General features: G+C 41.4%; 14 protein-coding genes. 4 read left to right on the top strand and 10 right to left on the bottom strand.

Annotation, left to right across the window (positions count from 1 at the left end; genetic code table 11):
* Positions 1-14: 14 nt before the first annotated feature.
* Entirely contained in the window at positions 15-1,670 is a 1,656-nt protein-coding gene (locus tag GP480_RS02950) for a pentapeptide repeat-containing protein (protein WP_160095727.1), read from the top strand.
* A 37-nt stretch (positions 1,671-1,707) separates the two neighbouring features.
* Entirely contained in the window at positions 1,708-2,328 is a 621-nt protein-coding gene (gmk, locus tag GP480_RS02955) for a guanylate kinase (RefSeq protein WP_160095729.1), read from the top strand.
* Positions 2,329-2,414: 86 nt separating this feature from the next.
* Here gmk and GP480_RS02960 read toward each other — a convergent pair whose 3' ends face one another.
* Complete coding sequence (locus GP480_RS02960; protein WP_160095731.1) at positions 2,415-2,816, bottom strand: hypothetical protein; 402 nt, start codon at positions 2,814-2,816, stop codon at positions 2,415-2,417.
* Between the two features lie 55 nt (positions 2,817-2,871).
* Complete coding sequence (locus GP480_RS02965; protein ID WP_160095733.1) at positions 2,872-3,597, bottom strand: hypothetical protein; 726 nt, start codon at positions 3,595-3,597, stop codon at positions 2,872-2,874.
* A gap of 203 nt (positions 3,598-3,800) precedes the next feature.
* Between GP480_RS02965 and GP480_RS02970 the strand changes: the two genes are divergently transcribed.
* A complete protein-coding gene (locus tag GP480_RS02970; protein WP_160095735.1) occupies positions 3,801-4,997 on the top strand; it encodes a citrate/2-methylcitrate synthase in 1,197 nt (398 codons plus the stop codon).
* Between the two features lie 154 nt (positions 4,998-5,151).
* On the opposite strand, the gene GP480_RS02975 is transcribed toward GP480_RS02970, so the two are convergent.
* Positions 5,152-6,075: a hypothetical protein gene (locus GP480_RS02975; protein ID WP_160095737.1), complete on the bottom strand. Its 924-nt coding sequence runs from the start codon at positions 6,073-6,075 to the stop codon at positions 5,152-5,154.
* On the bottom strand, positions 6,075-7,316 hold the full coding sequence (gene eno, locus GP480_RS02980) for a phosphopyruvate hydratase (RefSeq protein ID WP_160095739.1): 1,242 nt from the start codon (positions 7,314-7,316) through the stop codon (positions 6,075-6,077). Before eno ends, GP480_RS02975 begins: the two co-directional genes overlap by 1 nt.
* A gap of 79 nt (positions 7,317-7,395) precedes the next feature.
* Between eno and ppa the strand changes: the two genes are divergently transcribed.
* Complete coding sequence (gene ppa, locus GP480_RS02985) at positions 7,396-7,914, top strand: inorganic diphosphatase (RefSeq protein WP_160095741.1); 519 nt, start codon at positions 7,396-7,398, stop codon at positions 7,912-7,914.
* A gap of 285 nt (positions 7,915-8,199) precedes the next feature.
* Here ppa and GP480_RS02990 read toward each other — a convergent pair whose 3' ends face one another.
* The 6 genes from GP480_RS02990 to GP480_RS03015 form a co-directional block, all read right to left on the bottom strand.
* A complete protein-coding gene (locus GP480_RS02990) occupies positions 8,200-9,018 on the bottom strand; it encodes a 3'-5' exonuclease (RefSeq protein WP_160095743.1) in 819 nt (272 codons plus the stop codon).
* 111 nt (positions 9,019-9,129) lie between these two features.
* Positions 9,130-10,359, bottom strand: coding sequence for a glutamate--tRNA ligase (locus tag GP480_RS02995; RefSeq protein ID WP_160095745.1), 1,230 nt, complete (start codon positions 10,357-10,359; stop codon positions 9,130-9,132).
* An 84-nt stretch (positions 10,360-10,443) separates the two neighbouring features.
* A complete protein-coding gene (locus GP480_RS03000) occupies positions 10,444-11,001 on the bottom strand; it encodes a glycerol-3-phosphate acyltransferase (RefSeq protein ID WP_160095747.1) in 558 nt (185 codons plus the stop codon).
* Positions 11,002-11,224: 223 nt separating this feature from the next.
* Positions 11,225-13,150, bottom strand: coding sequence for a type IV secretory system conjugative DNA transfer family protein (locus GP480_RS03005; RefSeq protein WP_160095749.1), 1,926 nt, complete (start codon positions 13,148-13,150; stop codon positions 11,225-11,227).
* Between the two features lie 31 nt (positions 13,151-13,181).
* Complete coding sequence (virB11, locus tag GP480_RS03010; RefSeq protein ID WP_160095751.1) at positions 13,182-14,177, bottom strand: P-type DNA transfer ATPase VirB11; 996 nt, start codon at positions 14,175-14,177, stop codon at positions 13,182-13,184.
* A gap of 6 nt (positions 14,178-14,183) precedes the next feature.
* Complete coding sequence (locus tag GP480_RS03015) at positions 14,184-15,563, bottom strand: TraB/TrbI/VirB10 family type IV secretion system protein (RefSeq protein ID WP_160095753.1); 1,380 nt, start codon at positions 15,561-15,563, stop codon at positions 14,184-14,186.
* Positions 15,564-15,565 lie beyond the last annotated feature (2 nt).

The raw sequence follows: 15,565 nt of genomic DNA on the forward strand, positions 1-15,565 counted from the left end.
TGAATTGATTGCCTATGGGAAATTTAATCTCGTTTTTTTTGATCGCTATCCTTTTTTTTACTTCCTCTGGTTGTTATGGTGCCTCACCAACCAAAAAGGAAGTAATAGAATTTCTCAAACTACAAAACAAAGATCGCAACATTGTGTTGGATTTTAAGGAACGCTTTGGTGATAGACTGACAAATGTTGATTTCTCTGGACTAGACCTCGGCAAAGTAACGTTCGATGGAATGGTAATAGAGAATTCTTCTTTCGATCGTGCAATTTTCACTAGTCTTACGATCAAAAACAGCGTCATAAATAACTCTACCTTTTACAATACAATTATCTACAAAGGACATGTCATAAGTAGTCAGATGGATGATGTGTATATCGTTGAGTCTGATTTAAACAACACACAAATAGAAAAATCTGAGCTAAAAAATGTCAAAATCCTAAAGACACACGCTCCCTCCCTTGTACTAAATGATAACAAGCTAAGCAACATCCTGATCAGAAACTCCGATATTTTGGAGGCCAAGTTTGAGAGTACTCTTCTTGCTGAAAGTGAAATTTCTGAAACTAACCTCTCCAACATAAAAATAGAAGATTCGAAAATTACCGATTCCCAACTAACAATCTCAAAACTTGTAAATGCAGAGATCTCTAGAAGTACACTTGTAGACAGCTCTTTGCACGGAATAGAGTTATCAGGTTCTCGCATACACGATACTGAGGTGTTTTCGTCAGAGATAACTAACTCCGACCTGCACCAAAGCAGACTATACAACTGCTATCTGGAAAAGGTAAGCATGCTAAACACAGATCTCAGCTATGCATCGGTTGAAGGTACTTCATTCATCAAAACCGACTTCTCCTCAGCATTTCTAGAGGGATTACACATAGGAAACACAACTTTTTCAGAATGCTGCTTGTGTAACTTTAGCTCACAGAACATTACGATCGATTCATCAGCAATAACACGGTCGTCCATAAGCAACGTAAAATTGTATGACAGCGAAATTGCAGATGCCTCGCTGAAAGATTGTATTATTACAAATCTTATTATCTCTAACTCAGGACTTCTTGATACCGTACTTTTGGACGTCAATGGCAAGAGCATTGCAATTAAGCATACGCAAATAGATTCCCCACTTCTCCAAGGGGATCTTTCAGATATAACAATAGAGAACTCGCGGATCGTAAAGGCTTCTTTAAGAAATCTCAAATTACAACTGCTACAGCTGCTGCATTCCCATATAAGTGAAACACAGGTCTTAGGTGTAACAATATACAAAAGTCACTTCTTTACTAATACCTTTATAGACAACTCGGTAAACAATTTAACGATCGTTAAATCGAGTTTTTCTGGAAACGATTTTTCTGGAACAAATATGGAAAATACGCTATTTACAAAGACGCTTTTCACGGAAAAGTTTACAGAAGACACTTCTTCTCAACTTGATAAAATGGGAGCGGTTGTCGGATTGTCGAATTTTGAAAAACTCATTGCAAGTGGAACGTACGATTTTGCAGATGTAAACTACTCAAATATCGACTTCAGTAAAATTGCCCTAGGAAAAGTAAATTTTAGAGGTGCGACGTTAAGAGGAAACATTTTTAGCAAAAATAAACTACACAATGCAGATCTCACAGAAGCTGATCTAGAAGGAAGCACCTTCAATAGGTAAAAGTGAGTACGAGATACAATTTAAAGGAAGATTTCGCATGCGAAAGGGAATTCTGTTTATTATCTCCTCTCCTTCCGGTGGAGGGAAAACAACAGTAGCGGATTTCTTAGTCAGTCAAGATCCGTTCATTAAGCGGTCTGTTTCATTTACCACCAGACAACCACGGGGAAAAGAAAGGGATGGTACAGACTATTATTTTGTAAATGAGGATGACTTTCATCGATTACTACAAGAAGGAGAAATGCTTGAACATGCAACAGTTTTGCAGAATCAATACGGCACCTCACGTAGATATATAGAGAAAACTCTGGCACTTGGTACAGATGTGATTTGTTGTATAGACTGGCAGGGAGCTGACCAAATTCGCAAGAAGACTAATTGTGTTTCCATATTTCTTCTGCCGCCCAGTTTAGAAAAACTAAAGATGCGTCTAACCAACAGAGCCACAGACACAGCTGATGTTATTGAATACAGACTAAGAGCGGCACTTAAGGAAATCCAACATTTCTCAGAATACGACTACGTACTAACCAACGATAACCTGACAGAAACAAAGCAAAAGGCACTATCAATCATCATTGCAGAAAGAGAAAAACTTGCACAAAACCGCCAGGCAGTAGAATGCTTCGTGACATCACTACTCAAACAAACTATATGATACACGCCATGTAAAGTGGCACTCATTGTGAAGGAGCGAACTCGCACTTTCTAGCTGGCTATCTATAGCAAATTGCTCCCGCTCGTCTATTTTCCTCTTCCCTTGTGCATACCGTGAGAAATCAGGGATTGTGCCTTTACTTTCAGTTGCCATATACCCATCTTGGAAAAGTTAGATCCCATAAGGTTCTTTAAGGTCGTGATATATAGCATGTTCCTTTTTATTACCATACTGGTCCACTTACCTTGAGGTTTTGCTATTCCAACAATCTTGGGATCTGAACCAAAATGCCTATTAAATTCCTCTAAGTCTATGCTTCTGTAGTATTGATCTTTTATCCTCCGCTGCTTCTCCTTGTGGTATTCTTCGTGCTCATCGTCTTCAACCGTATAAGAAAACTCCTCTTCACGATTAGCACCAAGAAAAAAAAATAATCCCAGTACACACAAGGTTACCAACAAGACTAAGCCAGAAACTATATAAAGCATCACACCCCCTTATGGTAGATTACGCGCAGGACCAAATCACAAACTACACAAAGCATTATGCTCCCTTGTAGAACCCAAGTTCACTATAATTGATCTCTCCTAAGAAAAGAAACTTGACAAATTCTCTAGATTGATTAATCCCTTCATTTTCCAAAATAGTGATGCTGTACCAGATCTCCGGATACAATTCTTGTGGCACCTCAAACAACCTATTAAGGCCAGCACTCTCGTGTTGGATAGCAATACTTCCCGGAAGAATAACAAAGGCACCACTCTCAATAGCCGCACGACCCAAATTCTCGAAATCTTTCACTTTTACTAATCTGCCTGCGCATAATTTTAACACAACATCATTGATTATGTTTCCCATCACATTGTCAGGGGATGGTACAATAAAGGCGGAATGCTTTTGTGCAATTTTTAAGACTGTATTCAGACTATCATGTTTGCCTATTAATTCTCTTATTGGACTACTTTCTGCAATACAAACGTATAACTTATCGGATGCGAACGGTACGCCGCTCAGCTCCGGCTTTTGCCCTAAGTGAACAACTGAAACGACAGCATGATGCCCCTTTTCTGGATCTGCGGACAAGAGGTCTGAGTTCTTAAAATCAGCAGTAATGATCATTAACCTTTTCTGAGCATAATCTTTAATGATTTTCCGAAAAGGAATACTTAGACTGCTATCAACTGCTATGTGTAAATCCGATATTGCAAACGAATTGATGGGTACACACAAAACTAGAGCACAAAAACTGAGAGCGAGTATACGAAACATATGAAAGGAATAGCGATATAATGTCACTTTTTGCCAGCACAGCACATTCCCCTTTGCAAGAAATTGTTCTTGTGCGAGAATTGGAACCCTGGGGATCGTATAGGTACTGTACCTGCATACAAAATTAGAAAAATACCTGTAGAATTTTATTAACCACGCAGCAAGAGCCATTATAGTACTCAACTGGAGAATATTGAAAGAAGATGAATTCTGAAAAAGTAAAAGTAAATGTGGAGGAATTTTTAAAAAGCACAGCTGGTCCCTTCGGTGTCTCTGTCTCTCTGGAGCCAAAGGGATTTTTCTATGATCCGGGGTATGCAAAAACTGCTCCATGCAAATCTAGCATTACTTTTATAGATGGTGAAAAAGGGATACTTCTGCATAGGGGCTACTCAATAGAGGAATTAGCACGAACTTCTAACTTCTTGCAGGTCGGCTATCTTCTCATAAACGGTAAACTCCCAGATTCAATTGCTACACAAGAGTTTGAAGAGGAAATAAAGCACGTACCACAACTTCCTGAGTGCGTCCTGAAAAATATCCGTTCTTTCCCAACAAGTGTACACCCGATGGCAGTTTTAATATCTGCATTTGCTTCGCTCGCCTCAGTACACGGAGAAACTGACTTTCATGAGAAGAAGCTACTTCTAGTCGCCTATACACCGTGGCTCGTAGCATATATATACCGACATATCAATTCGCAGGAGTTCATCGAACCTGATACTAGACTTCCTTATGCTGAAAACTTCCTATACATGATGTTTGGGGAGAAAAAGCCCGAAGATGCGGAGATCTTGGACAAAATCTTTATCCTACACGCAGATCATGGTCAAACCGCTTCTACCTCTGTTGCACGGATGGTTGTATCCTCAGGAGCAAGCCCAATTGCCGCCTGCTCTGCTGCTGCAGGTAGTCTATGGGGACCATTGCACGGTGGTGCAAATGAGCGGGTCCTAGAAATGTTGAGAGGTATCATTGAAAACGGCGGGAACGTAGAGAACTTTATTGAGCGCGTTAAAAAGAAAGAAGAGAGACTTATGGGGTTCGGGCATAGGGTGTATAAAAACTACGACCCTCGCGCAGCCATATTAAAACAAAAAGCTCATAGTGTGCTAAAAGCCGATTCACCTGTCCTCAATATTGCAGGTAGACTTGAAACGATCGCAGCAAGCGAGGAATACTTTCTGAGTCGTAAACTATATCCTAATGTAGACTTCTATTCAGGAATAGTACTGGACGCATTAGGAATACCATCACGCATGTTCACAGCGATTTTCGCACTTGCTAGAACGGTAGGTTGGGTTGCACAAATCGCAGAATTCTTAAGTGACAGTGAACAAAAACTTTGCAGACCTAGACAAATCTACGTAGGCGAACCAAAGAGAAGTATACACGATTAATCAGTTTTGAGATGGTTCTCCACATGTACGGAGAACCGTACAAATACTCATGAAGAGCACTACCCTTTGGTATCGTGGAGTCACACTCTGTGATTCGCTAAACCTAAACTAGTTTCTCTGCACCAGGCGAGTGTATTCAATAAGGATAGTATTACTACTCACCTGGATATTTGACAACGCGTATATTTTCCCTCAATTTCAGAGAGAGCTCCTTCAATGCTTCTGCGATCTTCTTCGAATATATGAATTTGATCAATTGTCCACGTAAGTGATCAGGGTCCAGTGTAAGATCAAGGATAATACGCTCATCCCTTTTTACTTCTATATCTTGCTCCATAAGAAACAAATCCTTGCGATCCTTTGCTTTCAACTCAGAAAGTTTTCCAGAATAAAGAGTCTGATACATACCTACAACATCTGACTTAGGGGAAACTAAGCCTTTATACTCAACTGAAAGAATAAAATCATTTTCTTTATCAAGAACCTGAAAACGACTCCCATCCACTTCCTCAGAGACCTTGCCCACAGCAAGATGAGAAACCGCGTCTCTAATATTAGGTTGCAATACATCAAGTCCTAACCACCCAAGCTCCTCCGTAGATCCATTACTGTTAATCTTCTTCAGTTTGAAAGTATTCTTTTTCTTGACCAACTCACGTTTCATTACGTCAAAATCCCTATCATCGATGCGAACTCTAGGCCTGATGATAAGGTCAACAACTTCAGAGAGAAAGACCTGCTTTTTCAGATATTCTTCAAGCAATGACGTGTGCGCTGTACGATTGATTCCTAACGCTTGAAGATGTTTAAGTGCTGCATCATACTTTTGATTAGAAAACGGAAGTCCAACGTGTCTTGCATACTGGTAATACACTTCCAAGTCTATCATCTGCTCTAAGGCCACAGAATAAGAGAGATCAGACTTTTCTCCAAGCATTACAAGAAGGTTTTGATAGTTGTGCACATCTTGATTCGAGATGATCACACCTCCAACCATAGCAGCAGCTTTGATTTCAATGGAGTAAGACAGCAAAGGAAACAAAGAAAAAAGAAAAACAACGCAAACAACCCTAAACATCACAAAAAAACCTCCTCCAAACGAAGTACCTCATTGTACTTAGCAACTCTCTCTGAGCGACTTAAAGAACCAGCCTTGAGAAATGCACCACCGCAAGCAACAGCCAGATGTGCTATCGAAACATCCTCGGTCTCCCCGGAACGGTGTGATATGACCACTTTATATCCGGCTTTCCTAGCCAATTTTATGCCCTCAATCGTCTCTGTAACGGTACCAACTTGGTTAATTTTCACAAGCACCGCATTAGCAACACCAGTTCTTATTCCCCTTTCTATCATCTTAGGGTTAGTAACAAAAATATCATCGCCAACTATGTAGATTTTATCAGAGAGTTTTTTTGTAATTAGCTGCCAAGAATCCCAATCACTCTCTTGTAGGGGATCCTCGATGGAAATAATATTGTACCTTTCTATGATCGCAGTGTAGAAATCGATCATCTCGTTAACATTCAACAATTTTCCATCGATACTGTATTTTCCATCTTTGTAAAAAGTTGAAGAAGCCGCATCAAGAGCTATTTTAATGCATTCTCCATCATCACCAATGGCCTCAGAGAGAAGTCCAAGTGTCTCTTCAGTGGAAGAAAGATCAGGCGCGAAACCACCTTCATCACCAACATTGGTACTCTTCCCATACTGTTTTAGAAGCACCTTCAAACGGTGAAAGACTTCCGCTGCCTTTTCCATACTTTCTCTAAAAGAGTGACAACCAACTGGACAAATCATGAATTCCTGGATTGCCAACATATTATCGGCATGTAAACCGCCATTTATAACATTCAACATTGGAACAGGAGGAACATACACAAAATCCTCAGTCTCACTGGTGAGTAAGTTATGAAAAACAGTACATAAAGGAACACTCCTAACACTTGCATTTGCCTTCGCAACTGCAAGAGAAACGGCTGTAATTGTATTAGCCCCAAGCACAGACTTATTTCTTGTGCCGTCTAATTGAATCAACAGAGAATCTATCTCAGTTTGGGCAGCAACACTCTTCCCTATAAGGGCCGGAGCGATAATTTTGTGGACATTTTCTATAGCACGCAAGACACCCCTTCCAGATAAGCGCTCCTTGTCATCATCAAGCAACTCACAGGCTTCGAGGACACCCTTTGACGCTCCAGAAGGCGCTATTGCACACCCTACTTTGCCACAACTCGTTGTAACCTCAACCTCGATTGTGGGCCACCCTCTACTATTGAAAATCTCACGGGCCTTTATTTTTTGTATGCGGTGCATAAACTAATGGGATGCAGGTGTGCTTGTTTGTTCTTAGTACTTCTGTTAAACATTCATTCTAGCAATTCGTGGGAAGGATATGAAGTGTTATAGCCGTGTTAAACAACCAGAAAATTTTCCCCTAGAAGCAAACGTAATTGTTGAGATTCCGGCCGGAAGCCATGGTGTAAAGTACGAGATCAATGAGGATGGACTTATTTGCGTCGATCGATTTATTCCTGTAAGCATGAATTATCCATGCAATTATGCTTTCATCCCGAATACTCTCGGGGGAGACGGTGATCCCCTTGATGCGTTGGTAGTCACCAGATCTCCCTTGATGCCAGGATCATTAATCCGTGTCAAGGTAATAGGGGCATTCGTAATGCGCGACGAAAAAGGAGAGGACGAAAAATTGCTCACTGTGCCAACATCCCAAATCGATCCATACTATATCAACTTTAATGAACCGGGAGATTTTCCCAATATTTTCCTTGATCAGATCGAGCATTTCTTCCGGCATTATAAAGATCTTGAGAAGGATAAATTTGTCGAAGTCGTGGGTTGGATTAATGCTGAGGCTACACATAAAGCTATAAGTAAGTCATGTAAGACCTAGACGTACATCAGTTGCAAAGACACCTGCTCTGTATCCAATATCATTACCCAAAACTGTGGGTCCTAGTTTTTGTCACAGAAAATGGAAGGTACTAGGACGCCTGTGAAAGTTGGCAATCTTCTTGTCGTGTTTCTACACTGAGAACACACAAATGCTTTGGTTAAGTGTGCCATCCAGTCTCACTCTTCAATATTACCGGCTTTAACGATGCACCAGTGAAACTAGTAGGCAATTATTTCCACATTGCTTCCCCGGAAAGAAAACTGCAACACACAGCCATAGGATTTAAAAACGCACTATCTGACTCGCCCTAAGAGATCGCAAAAAAGGTACATAACTAGGGTTGTCCTTTTCATTTCTTTCGAGATAGGACATCAACTCACCCAGGTTCCTTGCATAGCTCTCCTCTGAAACTGTCCCCTGGTGCCTGAGTACAGTTAAATAGAGCAAGTAGGTATTCAAAACATCTATCTCGCAATAATGTCTAATTTCTGTGATTCTCCCTGCATCATACATGGGTGTAACCTGTGCACCATCGATACCAAGTTTTCCGGGCAATCCAAGCGCTGCACAGACTTCGCTCATCTTGACTCTTGCTGAAACTCCATACTCAGACAGCAAATCAATCAGGTCGGTGTGCCAATTCACGCTGTACCTGTTATTGTAACTGTTCCATTTATCACCGGAATGATAAAAATTGCGCGCAACTACACCGTAGCGCATCGCACGATATTTTAAGACAGGAAGATCGAAAGTCCTACCGTTAAAAGAAACAAGCCTAGGTAGTGACTTACATACATGATCAAAAAAGAACTGTACTAGTTCTTTTTCGCTGTAGCACTGAATATCTCCAGAAGCAATTTTTCTTAGCTGAAAGAACTCACAATCATTTTTACAAGTAAGGGTCGCCTTAAGTAGCGATATTACGATAACCTTGTGAAAGGGCTGCCTGAGAAATGGATTCTTACCATCCGTAATATCTAAATGATAATCCTCCATAGCCTTTCTCATCGCGACAACATCTTTACCTTTAAAACCGGTAAGTGCCTCACACAGAGCAGTATCAGGAACGGTTTCTATATCGAAGACAACTATTGAATCCATGCCATTTAAGCTAAGCAATTTTCCCTGAGAAACAAGCTCCTAAACATTGCCCTAAGCAAACGACAATTTTTAAAAAGGCAATCTACACACAGATACTTACTAACGAAAGACTTATTTGAGAGAGTCGTGCAACTTTTGAAGAACAATGTCCTTACCAAAGATTTGCATAATTTCCACTACCGAAGGGGAGTGTTCCTGCCCTATTAAGGCCATCCTCAGATTCGTATAGACCTCTTTTGCAGGAAATCCAGAAAGAGAAATATACTCTTTCAAAACTTCCTGTAAACCAGAAGTCCAATCAGTATTTTCCAGTAGTTTTAATAACTCTTGTAACAAGATCCTATTCATCTCTGGACGCAAATAAGTACACCAACAAAACCGGAGACTATCCTTCAATTCAACAATCGAGGAACATTTTTTCCGAAACAACTCAACAAATGCAACGAATGCACTATCAGAAACTACTATTTTTTCTCCAACAAAACTTCGAACCTCTAAGGCTATTCTCTCAGGTGGTAAGGCACTGATATAATGAGAATTAAGACTATAAAGTTTCTCACGGTCAAAGCGAGCAGGAGACTTACCAACTGCTGTAATATCGAAAAGGTCTATAGCCTCCTGCATGGAGAATATTTCTTTATCACCATGACTCCATCCTAGCCTAAGCAAATAATTGAACATCGCTTCAGGAAGTATACCCATCGTTTTATAATCTACTACATCGACAGCACCGTCCCTCTTTGAGAGCTTAGCACCATGTGCATTGTGTATTAGCGGTATATGAGCAACATAAGGTAGAGACCAACCCATGCCCTCATATATTAGCTTTTGGGTAAAAGTATTCGTAATGTGATCAGAACCCCTTATTATGTGAGTTATACCCATATCATGATCATCGACAACCACCGCAAGCATGTAGGTTGGACTCCCATCCGACCTGAGGATCACAACATCATTAATGCTATTACCATCAGTTGAAATCTCTCCTAAAATCAAATCAGAAAACTTTACTGGTTTATCGTGATTTACCTTAAGGCGCACCGCACCCTTATCGTGATAAGCTTTGCCCCGGTTCAACAGCTCAAGTGCAACTTCTCTATGCCTATTAACATTCGCAGATTGGCAGATAAGCACATCATGATAAAGCGAAAGCCACTTCAGACCCTGCAAAATCGACTCTAGATAAGCCGCATCCGACCTGGCGAAATCAGTATCTTCAATTCTAAGAAGGAACCTACCACCATGTCTTTTAGCATAGAGAAAATTAAACATAGCAGTCCTGAGACCGCCAATGTGCAAATTACCTGTGGGAGACGGCGCAAACCTTGTAACAACGTCCATTCACGAAATGTGTTCACTCACTCTGGAAACATTAACATCCGACCTAACACTAGACAAGATAAAGAGCCATGGGTCTGCCACTACCTACCTAGCCTGTAGGAACTCACGAACATTGGTCATATGCTTTATAAAAACAAGCACTGTTCCGGCGAGTATCGGCAAAAATACGAAGGACTCTAGCAAAGTGTAAGAACAAACAGCACCGATGAAACAGGCAGTCAAGGACGAAATAAAGGGCTGCCTGAACAGAACAAAAAAGACCACCCATATACATACAATAACAATGAAAACTACCGGAAGCAAAACAAAATAAACACCCATCACTGGTGCAACTCCTTTACCACCCTTAAATGCCATGTAAACAGAAAAAACATGCGCAAAAACGGCAACAAAACCCACCGCAGATGCAAACACATCACTGTAAAACCGCACTGCTAAAAAAACTGGGACCGCTGCTTTCAGAAAGTCCAGAACAAAGACAACAGAACCAAAACCCAACCCCATCACTCGGGTCATATTTGTCGCACCAATGTTACCTGATCCCCTATTACAGATATCAACTCCAAAACAGGCGGATATACATCGACCAAAAGGGATCGCTGCTATAAGGTAAACAAAAACTATAAAGGCAAGGTAGTCCATTTCGATAGCGAAGGGATAGCCACTATTCTAACGCACCTAAAATTGACATTGAACCCCTTTCCCATAAAGTCTGAAGGTTTATAAGCACTGAAGAGGACTTTCTAGTAACAACAACGTGCAAGCAGAATCACCAAACCAACCTATTATGCTCGTACTTTCTTGCTATACCAGCATAAAGAAAGAAAAACACCAGTAAGAGCCAAATCTTGGAAAACACACCACCTCATGCCATGTTTTCTTCGTTCTCTTCCTCTGCATCATCTAGAAAATCGGACAAATCCTCTTCTTCATCTAGATCTTCAAAGTCTCCATCTTCATAGTCGGAATCATCTAAAAGAGACTCGTCTTCGAGAAGCGCCTGATCTTCATCTATAGCCAATGGAGCATTCTCTTCTAATTCTTTAGCCTCCCTTTCCCTGCGCATCTTCTCTTCAAATTTTTTAGGATCAAACGGTTCCTGGATCGGGATAGAAATAGGATCGACGATCTTTTTCGTGAAAAAACTATCTTCGTAATACCGTATCTTTTTCGATTTGATAGGATAGGTAGATTCAATTAACAGAATCTGTTGATCGCGCGGTAACATTATTACCTCTTGAGGCAACAAAAGCGCCCGCTGAGTCTCAGAAATATGCAAAGACCGTGATGCAGGGTTCAAGTCAAGAAACTTCGGTTTGTTGAGCGACTCCTGTGCAACCGTCTTATTTCCCACCAACTGTGAAATTAAATTTGCCGTTTCTATATTGTTCGCAGCGAAAGTAATTCTGTAGGTAGAGTTCGAGAGAAAAGAGTTCATTCCTGCTTCTTCATAGATACCCTTTAACTGCTCCGTATCTTGAATAATAAGAAACAGACGTACGTTATATCCACGAAAATAGGCAATACCGGTCTTAAACTGTTCCATCTCACCAAGGGTGGGAAACTCATCCATCATAAAGAGAACACCATATGGTTCGTCCTTCTGTGGAAGATGCCTACACAAAAACTCAGTCGCTTGTTGATAGAAAACTTGCATTAGTGGCTGTAATCTCGTTAAGTTATCCGGTGTAAGACCGACGTACACGGTAGTAAGCTCTTTTTTGAACTTCATAAAATTAAAGTCACTAGTAGCTGTTGTGGTATCAATAAGCGGATTCGCCCACAACTCAAGTGAAGAGTTCATTGTCGATATCACACCAGATCTCTCCTTGTCTGCCTTTTGAAGAAAGGCCGCAATGTTCATATAGGCAACTGGATGAATCTTTTTACCCATTGTGTCCAACGCAACAGCGAGGCTATACGTAACATCATCGCTTCTCATCACCCTTACTACCTCTCCAAAGGACTTCACCTTTTCGGGTACAGCAAGAATGTACAGCACTACTCCAAGAAAAAGACTCCGAGCCTCATTGACCCAGAAATCTTGTTCGGGCATTAGGAGGTTAGCAATTTTTTGAACATCATCCACCATCTGCCCAGGTTTCGAACTAACCCAATCCAATGGGTTATAACAGTGACTCTTACCATCTGGATCAGCTGGACTCCAACAGTAGACCTTCTGCCCTATTTTTTTTCTGTAGCCGCTAGTTAAGCTAAAGTTCTCAAGTTTAATATCGTGAACAACAACAGAATCCTCCCAGAAGAGAAGATTTGGAATCACAAAACCAACACCCTTCCCAGAACCAGTTGGAGCAAATAATAGAGCATGCTGAAATCCCCCGGCAATAAGGAAACCTTTCTTGTCTTTACCAAGCAGTATTCCCTTACGACTTCTAAGCCCGATTTTTCTTATTTCCCTTTCTGTTGCCCACCTTGCATCACCATGCACAGATTCTTTCTTTTTGAATGGACGCCACTCCATAATCGGTGCACGGAGCATATAAAAAACAACTCCAAGTATTCCAAATGGAATGCCTAATGAGACGGCAAGTTTTATCTTTACAGCTGGGGCCCAAGCATCCCAATTCCTGAAAAGATCACTTACATAGACGAAAATCGTAGGCCAGAGACGTGTAGGAAACCTGTCCAAAGATGGCTGCAAATCACGAAAGTTGAGGTGTTCTATTCCCCAAACTGCAACCACAAAGATAGCTGCTGAAATGTAAAAGGCCAGTGCGAAAATGAACGCCAGCAGAAAAAATATCGTTACAATATTCCTAAGTTGTCTCATAACGCACTCTGACTCACCTAATGCCTATAGCTCAATCACCGATCTCAAGCAGATCCTTGGTAAGCAAGATCTCAGAAACAAACCTCTTTCCATGACCCGCTCTTTTGAGTTGAACAATAACATCTATCACATTCATTATATATTCCTTAATTTGCGCAGGAGGAATTCCTAAACCAGCCTGCATTACCATAAGCTTCAGTTGCTCTATAGCCATCTTCGGAGCATCCGCATGTAAAGTAGAAATTGAACCTGGATGCCCTGTATTAATAGCCCTAAGAAAACTAAAAGCTTCTGCACCCCTCAGTTCACCAACTATAATTCTGTCAGGACGAAGGCGAAGGCATGCTTCTATCAGATCTTGAGTTGTGACATTGGCACGACCTTGTCCGCCCTTTGAAGCAACTAAATGCACCCTATTCGGATGCTTAGACAACACTACCTCTCGAGCATCTTCGACAGTAATAATCCTCTCATAAGTTGGTATTTCACGAAGCAGACTATTGGTGAAAGTAGTCTTACCAGTCGATGTGCCACCGCTGATGATGATGTTCTTTTTTTCTTTTATTGCAAGTTCAAGAAAACTTTTTATATCGCCACCCTTCAAGAGCTCACGGAGACGATTATCTGTATCAAGTGGAACATCATGATACTTAAGTTTCTCAAATGCGCCCATTGCCTCATAATCACCAAGAGACAATTGTATGCTGCTAGGTTTCCTTATTGAAATTACAACCGTCCCCGCTTCTGCAACAGGTGGCAAAACCAGCTGAACCCGGCACTCATTTGGTAGAGCGGCAGAAAGAAGTGGGAACTCACCACTTACATTTTGTTCGGTCGCCTGAGCAACTAATTTCGCGAGTCCTTTAAGATGCTGAAAGTCGAGCTCAGGCATTTCAGACCTTAAAACCTCACCCTTCTTCTCGATCCACACCTCACCGGGTTTATTAATCGAGATCTCGTTGATATCACTATCCTGAAACAGCGTCTCCAAGGGCTCCAGATATTTATTGAGAGCTGTGTATTGCATATGACATCAATTAAGCACTTTGTACTCTTGGAACGCAGCTCTCGGAAAAACTATGTCTTGGCCTACGAATACCTTAAGCCTCGTGCCCTGGTTTACGGTAATGGTTGGGTTCACGTCAGCCGTACGCTTGACATAATCCGTCACTTGCTTTGAAGCATCTTGAATAGCTTGCACAGCAATAATCGCACCCGGAGAACCTTTTACCTTCGAATCGTCTTCGTTGTCTTCTTTCAGTGGCAGCTTTCTCTTATTAACATTCATCTGACTTTTACTCGACCCCATTATCCTATCCACTATCATACCACTTGCTACCCTAGCTGTAGCGAGTAGGATGGACGTACTCATAACATTAGAAACTTTGTTATTCACAGTCCCTCTAACCCCGGCCCTACCAAGTGAATCCACACCATTAAAACTACCCAGATTTATGTCTATGCCGTTCGGGAGAATGATGCGCGACCACATTATATCAATTCTGGATTGCGTAAAGGAAATATCCGTTGAATACGAGCCTATCAGTCTTGAGCCTTTAGGAATCAAAATCTGGTTACCTGATTCAGAAAAGACGTCCCTACTTACAATCGCCCGCACTTTAGCTTTCAGATCGGTGTTCACAGCTGTCTCAAGAACCACATCCAGCATTTTGCCTTCAGTCAACACGTAATCCAAATCCCCAACGTATCCGGCAACTATCTGCCCAGACGTCCTGGTTAATTCCTTGTCTTCAGGAGCAGTCATATCCCTCTGTTGAAGCGACCTTCTTAACTCACCCAACTTACTTGGATCAAGAAGAGAAGCTGGATCGGAAAGACTAATCCCACTAGATTGTCCTTCCGAAGAGGTAACTCCACCCCCACCAAAGGCAATCATGGGAGTGCTTCTATTGTACTTGTTCACCCCACTACTTACCTTGCCAGGCGGATCCATAGCGCTAGACGCAGAGCTAGGGGGCGGAGGAAAAAATGACGGAAGAGACGGCCCCACAGCTGGAGGCTTAGGTGCAATAACAGAAGGACTCTCTGGTACAGTAGGAACGGGTATTACTGGCAACTTCGGAAGATCAGACACCTTTGGTGGAAGAAGTACAGGCGCAACATCTTCCCTTTTAGTAAGAAAGTCTTCCTTCGTACTGATTTTTATCTCCTTATCAGGAACAACCCTCTCTTCAATCTGAGTCTCCCCTGTTGAAACATTGCTATCTTCCCTCTGCGACTCGCTGGAAAAGAACTTATAAGCAAAAAAAAACACAATCCCAACAATCAGAACATAGAGAAGCTTTCTCTTAATGCCTCCCCCTTGTATTCCAGAACCTCTATCACTAACCTCTACAGGCTCATCACCTATACTAAACTCTTCTAAATCGTTGTTTTCCTTATTCCCGTGCATAA

This window comes from Neorickettsia findlayensis, from assembly GCF_009856525.1.
Taxonomy (GTDB): domain Bacteria; phylum Pseudomonadota; class Alphaproteobacteria; order Rickettsiales; family Anaplasmataceae; genus Neorickettsia; species Neorickettsia findlayensis.

Coding starts and splice junctions, on each gene's coding strand:
- GP480_RS02975 (WP_160095737.1), bottom strand. CDS start 6,075: ATGTTTAGGGTTGTTTGCGTTGTTTTTCTTTTTTCTTTGTTTCCTTTG.
- GP480_RS03000 (WP_160095747.1), bottom strand. CDS start 11,001: ATGGACTACCTTGCCTTTATAGTTTTTGTTTACCTTATAGCAGCGATC.
- GP480_RS03015 (WP_160095753.1), bottom strand. CDS start 15,563: ATGCACGGGAATAAGGAAAACAACGATTTAGAAGAGTTTAGTATAGGT.
- ppa (WP_160095741.1), top strand. CDS start 7,396: ATGAAGTGTTATAGCCGTGTTAAACAACCAGAAAATTTTCCCCTAGAA.
- GP480_RS02995 (WP_160095745.1), bottom strand. CDS start 10,359: ATGGACGTTGTTACAAGGTTTGCGCCGTCTCCCACAGGTAATTTGCAC.
- GP480_RS02950 (WP_160095727.1), top strand. CDS start 15: ATGGGAAATTTAATCTCGTTTTTTTTGATCGCTATCCTTTTTTTTACT.
- gmk (WP_160095729.1), top strand. CDS start 1,708: ATGCGAAAGGGAATTCTGTTTATTATCTCCTCTCCTTCCGGTGGAGGG.
- GP480_RS03005 (WP_160095749.1), bottom strand. CDS start 13,150: ATGAGACAACTTAGGAATATTGTAACGATATTTTTTCTGCTGGCGTTC.
- virB11 (WP_160095751.1), bottom strand. CDS start 14,177: ATGCAATACACAGCTCTCAATAAATATCTGGAGCCCTTGGAGACGCTG.
- GP480_RS02965 (WP_160095733.1), bottom strand. CDS start 3,597: ATGTTTCGTATACTCGCTCTCAGTTTTTGTGCTCTAGTTTTGTGTGTA.
- eno (WP_160095739.1), bottom strand. CDS start 7,316: ATGCACCGCATACAAAAAATAAAGGCCCGTGAGATTTTCAATAGTAGA.
- GP480_RS02970 (WP_160095735.1), top strand. CDS start 3,801: ATGAATTCTGAAAAAGTAAAAGTAAATGTGGAGGAATTTTTAAAAAGC.
- GP480_RS02960 (WP_160095731.1), bottom strand. CDS start 2,816: ATGCTTTATATAGTTTCTGGCTTAGTCTTGTTGGTAACCTTGTGTGTA.
- GP480_RS02990 (WP_160095743.1), bottom strand. CDS start 9,018: ATGGATTCAATAGTTGTCTTCGATATAGAAACCGTTCCTGATACTGCT.